This window comes from Sphingomonas bacterium (assembly GCF_903644135.1).
GTDB lineage: Bacteria > Pseudomonadota > Alphaproteobacteria > Sphingomonadales > Sphingomonadaceae > Sphingomonas.
In genome coordinates, this window is record NZ_CAHJXA010000204.1 from 1 (window position 1) to 5,123 (window position 5,123).

The following is a 5,123-nucleotide window of genomic DNA, read 5'->3' on the forward strand; positions in this document are numbered from 1 at the left end:
CGCCCAGCGCGATCGCGCCGGACGAGACCACCGCCACCTGTTGCCCGGCGCGCGCCCGCTCGGCGATGTCGGCCACCAGCCCCGCCAGCCACTCTCGCCGCACGCCGCCATCCGGCGCGACGAGCAACGCCGAGCCGACCTTGACGATCAGGCGAGGGCAGGTGGTGGCGGGGAAGATCATCGCCGCTCCAGTAGCGCCGAACCCCCGCCGATCAATCGCGCGCGAAGATCTCGGCATGGGGGATGGTGAGCGAAAGCGAGGGGATCACGATGCCGCTGGTGCCCGAGAACATGTGGTCGAGCCAGCCGATGCCGGGTTGTCGCTCGACAGTGCGGCACATCTCGTTGATCGGATCGACAAAGGCGATCGTGCGGATGCTGGCGATCCGCTTATATTCCTCCAGCTTGCTCCCCTGGTCGAGCGTCGTCGTGCTTGGCGACAGCACCTCGATGACGACGCGAGGATCGCTGAGGGTGCAATGATCGACAAGGTCTGCGCGAGGAGGCTGGTCGCAATAGATTGAGACATCGGGATAGCGGATTTCGGTTTCGCTAACCTGCACCGCCATGTCGGCATTATAGGGCCGGCAGCCGGTGCCGCGCAGGCGTTGGCGTAACCAGGAATGAATGTTGCCCTGAACCCATGCATGCGGTTCGGTGCCACCCGTCATCATCACGATGACCCCGTCCTCCAGCTCAAATTTCTTGTCGGTGCCGAAATTCATCGCCAGGAACTCGTCGGCGGTGATCTTGCGATAGGCTGGGTCGGCTCGCATTCCGGCATGATAGTCGATTGCGTTACCGAATCAAACCGGTGACCACTCGACCGCATCCTCCTCGCCATCATCGTCCACCGGCGTCTCGGCCGCGGGGATCGCCTCCAGCAGCCGGTCGAGCGCCCAGTCGGTGCCGACGCCGCTCGCGCCCGAGATCGGGATGACGTCCGCCCCGCTCGCCTCCGCCAGCTCGCCGACCAACGCCTCGATCAGCTCGTCATCCAACGTGTCGATCTTGTTGAGCGCGACCACCACCGGCTTGTCGGTCAGCCCGGCTCCATAGTTCTCCAACTCGTCGCGGACGATGCGATAGCTCTCGGCCACGTCATCGTCCTGTGCATCGACAAGGTGAAGCAGCACCCGGCAGCGCTCGATATGGCCCAGGAAACGATCGCCGATGCCCGCACCCTCGGCGGCCCCTTCGATCAGGCCGGGGATATCGGCGACGACGAACTCGCGGCCCTTGTGGCGGACGACGCCGAGCTGTGGGCGGGTGGTGGTGAAGGCGTATTCGCCGACCTTGGCCTGGGCGTTGGTGACGGCGTTGATGAAGGTCGACTTGCCGGCATTGGGCAGGCCGACCAGCCCCGCATCGGCAAGCAGCTTCAGCCGCAGCCACACCCAGGCCTCCGCGTTGGGCCAGCCCTCGCCATGCTGGCGCGGCGCGCGGTTGGTCGAGGTCTTGTAGCTGGCGTTGCCGCGCCCGCCGTCGCCGCCGCGCAGGAAGACCTCGCGCTGGCCGACGCGGGTGAAGTCCAGCAGCACCTCTTCCTTGTCGTCGCTCAGCACCTGCGTGCCGAGCGGCACCTTGACGATCAGGTCGTCGCCGCCGCCGCCCGTGCGGTTGCTGCCGGAACCGCCCTGGCCGCGCGGCGCACGGAAATGCTGGGTGTAGCGGAAGTCGATCAGCGTGTTGAGGCCGGCCACCGCCTCGAACACCACGTCGCCGCCCTTGCCGCCATTGCCGCCGTCAGGGCCGCCATATTCGATGAACTTCTCCCGCCGGAAGCTGACCGCGCCGGGGCCGCCGGCACCGGAGCGGCAGAAGATCTTGGCTTGGTCGAGAAAGTGCATGGCGCGCCGTATCGATTTAGCATGGCTAAATCGAGGCTCGACGGCGAGCCCGGCCGACCTCGCGCAAGCGAGGATCGACGACGCGGCTTCGCCGCGTAGTTTGTTCTGCCGTACTGAAGTTTCTTAAGCCGCCAGCGGCAACGCCCGCGCGCCCAGCTCCAGCGCATAGCGTACCGCCGCCACCGGCCCGCCCCGGGCCTGGCAAGGATAATCGGCCACCGTCCCCGTCATCACAAAGCCCAGCTTGCCCAGCACCCGCCCCGACGCTGGGTTGTCGGCGTAATGGCCACCCAGCACCCGGCGGATACCGAGCGCATCGTGGGCATGGCCCAGCACCGCCCGTGCCGCCTCCGTCGCATAGCCGCGGCCCCAAGCGTCAGGGGTTAGCCAGTAACCGATCTCCGCCTCACCATCGGTGTCGTGCAGGCCGACCCCGCCGACCAGCCGCGGTGCCTCGCCATCATGCGCGAACACCAGGCAGGTCGGCCGGTCCACCCGCGCCGGCAGCGCCAGGAACGCCTCCGCATCCGCCAACGCATAGGGTGATGGGACGCGCGAGGTCATCCGCGCCACCGCCTCATACCCGATCGCCGCGGTCAGCGCCGCAGCATCCTCCGGCCAGCCCGGCCTCAGCGTCAGTCTTTGCGTCCGTGCGAACATGCCGCTCTCCACCAAAACGCCGCTGCCACGCCCGAATGACGCGGCAACGACAGGGTTGAGGGGAGCAAGAAAAAAGGGAGCCGGGGTGACCCGCCTCCCTGTGGTTCCGTCCGGTTACCCGATGTTACTCGGCGGCTTGCGCCAGCTGGATCGAACAGAATTTGCGGCCCAGCTTGCCCTCGTGGAACGCCACGCGGCCGTCGGTCAGCGCGAACAGGGTATGATCCTTGCCCATGCCGACGTTCGCGCCCGGGTAGAACTTGGTGCCGCGCTGACGCACGAGGATGTTGCCGGCGATGGCCTCCTGGCCGCCGAACTTCTTCACGCCGAGACGACGGCCGGCCGAATCGCGACCGTTGCGCGACGAACCGCCTGCTTTCTTATGTGCCATGGCTCTCTAGCTCCTTGCGCTCGCGTGGCTCAGCCGACCGACACGATCTTGAGGATCGTGTGGTTCTGGCGATGGCCGTTGCGGCGGCGATAATTGTGACGGCGGCGCTTCTTGAAGACGATGACCTTGTCCGCCTTTTGCTGGGCAACGATCTCTGCGGCGACGGTCAGGCCCTCCACCGACTTCAGCTCCGAGCCCTCGCCGGCGAGCAGCACGTCGCTCAGGCTGATCGACGCTCCTGCGTCGCCGTCGATCTTCTCGACGACGATCTTGTCTCCAGCGGCGACGCGATACTGCTTGCCGCCCGTGCGCACTACTGCGAACATGGCTCTGGTCACTTCCCGATAGCTTTGCGCCCGCGCAGGCCAGCCTGGCGGGGTGAGGGGCAGCAGCTAGGCGACAGGGCAAATCTTGTCAACCGGCAGGTGCCGCCTGCAGCTCGGTCAATGCCGATGGACGTTCTTCAACGCATAGCGGCCATCGGCGAAGTCATGGAACAGGCCGGAAATGGCCGGGTGCTCGATCGGCTCGTCGCTATCGTCGGGCAGCAGGTTCTGCTGGCTGACATAGGCGACATAGCTCGATTCGGTATTCTCCGCGAGGAGGTGGTAGAAGGGCTGGTCCTTGCGCGGCCGGATCGCCTCCGGGATCGCTTCGTACCATTCGTCGGAGTTGGCGAAGACCGGGTCCACATCGAAGACGACCCCGCGAAAGTCAAAGACCCGGTGCCGGACGACATCGCCGATCGAATAGGTGGCATGGGCGACGGCGGGGAGTTCGATACGGCCAGAGCCACTGGACGGGCGGCCGACGGGATCATGACGGGGCATGATGGTAATCTAGGGGTTCGCGCGCGCGGCACAAGCGGGCACAGACGCCTTGCCCTCACCAGGCGACTGCGATAGACGCGCCGCCTCCAACGATCGGTCCATGCCCGGCATGGGACGTTCCCTCGCGGAGAGGTGCCAGAGTGGTCGATTGGGACGGTCTCGAAAACCGTTGTGCCCTCGCGGGTTCCGTGGGTTCGAATCCCACCCTCTCCGCCATTTAGTCTGACCATTGTTGATCTAATTTGTACGTGAGATCGCCTCAGTTCTGCGCGATTTCGCGCATTCCGCGGTGCGAGGAGAGCGACTGCGCTGCGACCAACGCCTATCTCAGGCTGTCATTTTCCGCTTTAGATTGTGGCAGGACCGCTTTGCTTAAGGCAGACCGAGAGAGATGCTCCGGCACCAGCCCCGGCCGCAGCATAAGCTTGTGGTGCTCAATCTCGGCCCATCGCCAAGGTGCTGCACGGTTCGCTCAAGCCATGCCCCGGCAACGCGCGCGCCGATGAAGAGCGTCAACTCACCAAGATCCGCTAGTCACTCAACGCCTTCGATTGGATTACCCGATCATCGTCGTTGCCGAGGGTGGGCATGGTCAAACCAACATTGCAGCGCCTTGTCTACGCTGCTTGCCAACGCCGAGCGCCAGGATACCGGCCGGCACGCCAACAACGGGGTAGATGCAGCCACCTGCCGTTTCGACGACGAGAGCAGGCGATGCTGCAGTTCAGGCGGACGAGAAGCTTATGGAAGTTCGCCTGGGTCCACTCCGACGTCCTCAACCAGCTCGACCTCGAACGTCACTTCGTCAACCGCCAGACCTACAAAGAACGTCGCTCCGCCGCCCTGTCGAAGTGGCAAGTTCTCGCGAGTTAAGCCTCACGCCCAAAGCTCGACCTACATCATGTGAAGACCGGTTGGCATTGGACCGACAGCACCGTAGTGCTGCATTAACTACAGCTTTTACGCTTGAGAACGCCACTCCGACACCTTTCGAAACGGCTAAGCCGTGGGCCCTTGTTGTACTTTCGCGACGTTACCTACACCCAGGCTGTCACCGCTTCGTCGATCGTGACCGCTCCCCTGCGCTGGTCGAGGACACCCTGCGCGCGCATGTCGCCGGCGTTGATGCTCGCGTACATCTCTTCCAGTATCCCAGCATAAACGGAACCGAACCCGGCCTGCGCGAGGGCATTGCGCCAGCCTTCTCGCGGAACGACGACTGGCTGCACATCGCGTCCGAGCGCGCGAGCAAACGCCTCGGCGACGTCGCGGACGCTGTAGCGCTGCGGACCTTCCAGTTCCAACACGCGGGGCGGTGTGGATCGGCGTGCAAAAGGGACCCCCTTGGCGGGGTGATCGGCGTCCAACAGGGACCCCTCATTTCGATGGTTT

Annotated in this window: 6 protein-coding genes, 1 tRNA gene and 2 pseudogenes; 1 reads left to right on the forward strand and 8 read right to left on the reverse strand. The window is 65.0% G+C overall.

All coding sequences use genetic code 11. The features are described from left to right. The 7 genes and pseudogenes from HUU96_RS10895 to hspQ all read right to left on the reverse strand — a co-directional run. A pseudogene (locus HUU96_RS10895) lies at positions 1-181 on the reverse strand (glutamate 5-kinase); the annotation flags it as partial. A gap of 31 nt (positions 182-212) precedes the next feature. Further along, positions 213-776, reverse strand: a complete 564-nt coding sequence (locus HUU96_RS10900; RefSeq protein WP_174292826.1) for a Uma2 family endonuclease — start codon at positions 774-776, stop codon at positions 213-215. Between the two features lie 30 nt (positions 777-806). Then, complete coding sequence (gene obgE, locus HUU96_RS10905) at positions 807-1,850, reverse strand: GTPase ObgE (RefSeq protein ID WP_174292827.1); 1,044 nt, start codon at positions 1,848-1,850, stop codon at positions 807-809. A 123-nt stretch (positions 1,851-1,973) separates the two neighbouring features. Next, on the reverse strand, positions 1,974-2,510 hold the full coding sequence (locus tag HUU96_RS10910) for a GNAT family N-acetyltransferase (protein ID WP_174292828.1): 537 nt from the start codon (positions 2,508-2,510) through the stop codon (positions 1,974-1,976). A gap of 124 nt (positions 2,511-2,634) precedes the next feature. Next, on the reverse strand, positions 2,635-2,901 hold the full coding sequence (gene rpmA, locus HUU96_RS10915) for a 50S ribosomal protein L27 (RefSeq protein WP_174292829.1): 267 nt from the start codon (positions 2,899-2,901) through the stop codon (positions 2,635-2,637). A 29-nt stretch (positions 2,902-2,930) separates the two neighbouring features. After that, positions 2,931-3,227: a 50S ribosomal protein L21 gene (gene rplU / locus HUU96_RS10920; protein WP_174292832.1), complete on the reverse strand. Its 297-nt coding sequence runs from the start codon at positions 3,225-3,227 to the stop codon at positions 2,931-2,933. A gap of 117 nt (positions 3,228-3,344) precedes the next feature. Then, a complete protein-coding gene (gene hspQ / locus HUU96_RS10925) occupies positions 3,345-3,731 on the reverse strand; it encodes a heat shock protein HspQ (RefSeq protein ID WP_174292830.1) in 387 nt (128 codons plus the stop codon). A 126-nt stretch (positions 3,732-3,857) separates the two neighbouring features. Here hspQ and HUU96_RS10930 point away from each other — a divergent pair. Next, positions 3,858-3,947 (forward strand) — tRNA-Ser (locus HUU96_RS10930). Positions 3,948-4,768: 821 nt separating this feature from the next. Here the strand turns inward: HUU96_RS10930 and HUU96_RS10935 are convergent. Next, a pseudogene (locus HUU96_RS10935) lies at positions 4,769-5,123 on the reverse strand (hypothetical protein); the annotation flags it as partial.

Bases quoted from the DNA above. Each gene is read 5' to 3' on its own strand.
- HUU96_RS10910 (WP_174292828.1), bottom strand. From the start codon at position 2,510: ATGTTCGCACGGACGCAAAGACTGACGCTGAGGCCGGGCTGGCCGGAG.
- HUU96_RS10900 (WP_174292826.1), bottom strand. From the start codon at position 776: ATGCGAGCCGACCCAGCCTATCGCAAGATCACCGCCGACGAGTTCCTG.
- obgE (WP_174292827.1), bottom strand. From the start codon at position 1,850: ATGCACTTTCTCGACCAAGCCAAGATCTTCTGCCGCTCCGGTGCCGGC.
- rpmA (WP_174292829.1), bottom strand. From the start codon at position 2,901: ATGGCACATAAGAAAGCAGGCGGTTCGTCGCGCAACGGTCGCGATTCG.
- hspQ (WP_174292830.1), bottom strand. From the start codon at position 3,731: ATGCCCCGTCATGATCCCGTCGGCCGCCCGTCCAGTGGCTCTGGCCGT.
- rplU (WP_174292832.1), bottom strand. From the start codon at position 3,227: ATGTTCGCAGTAGTGCGCACGGGCGGCAAGCAGTATCGCGTCGCCGCT.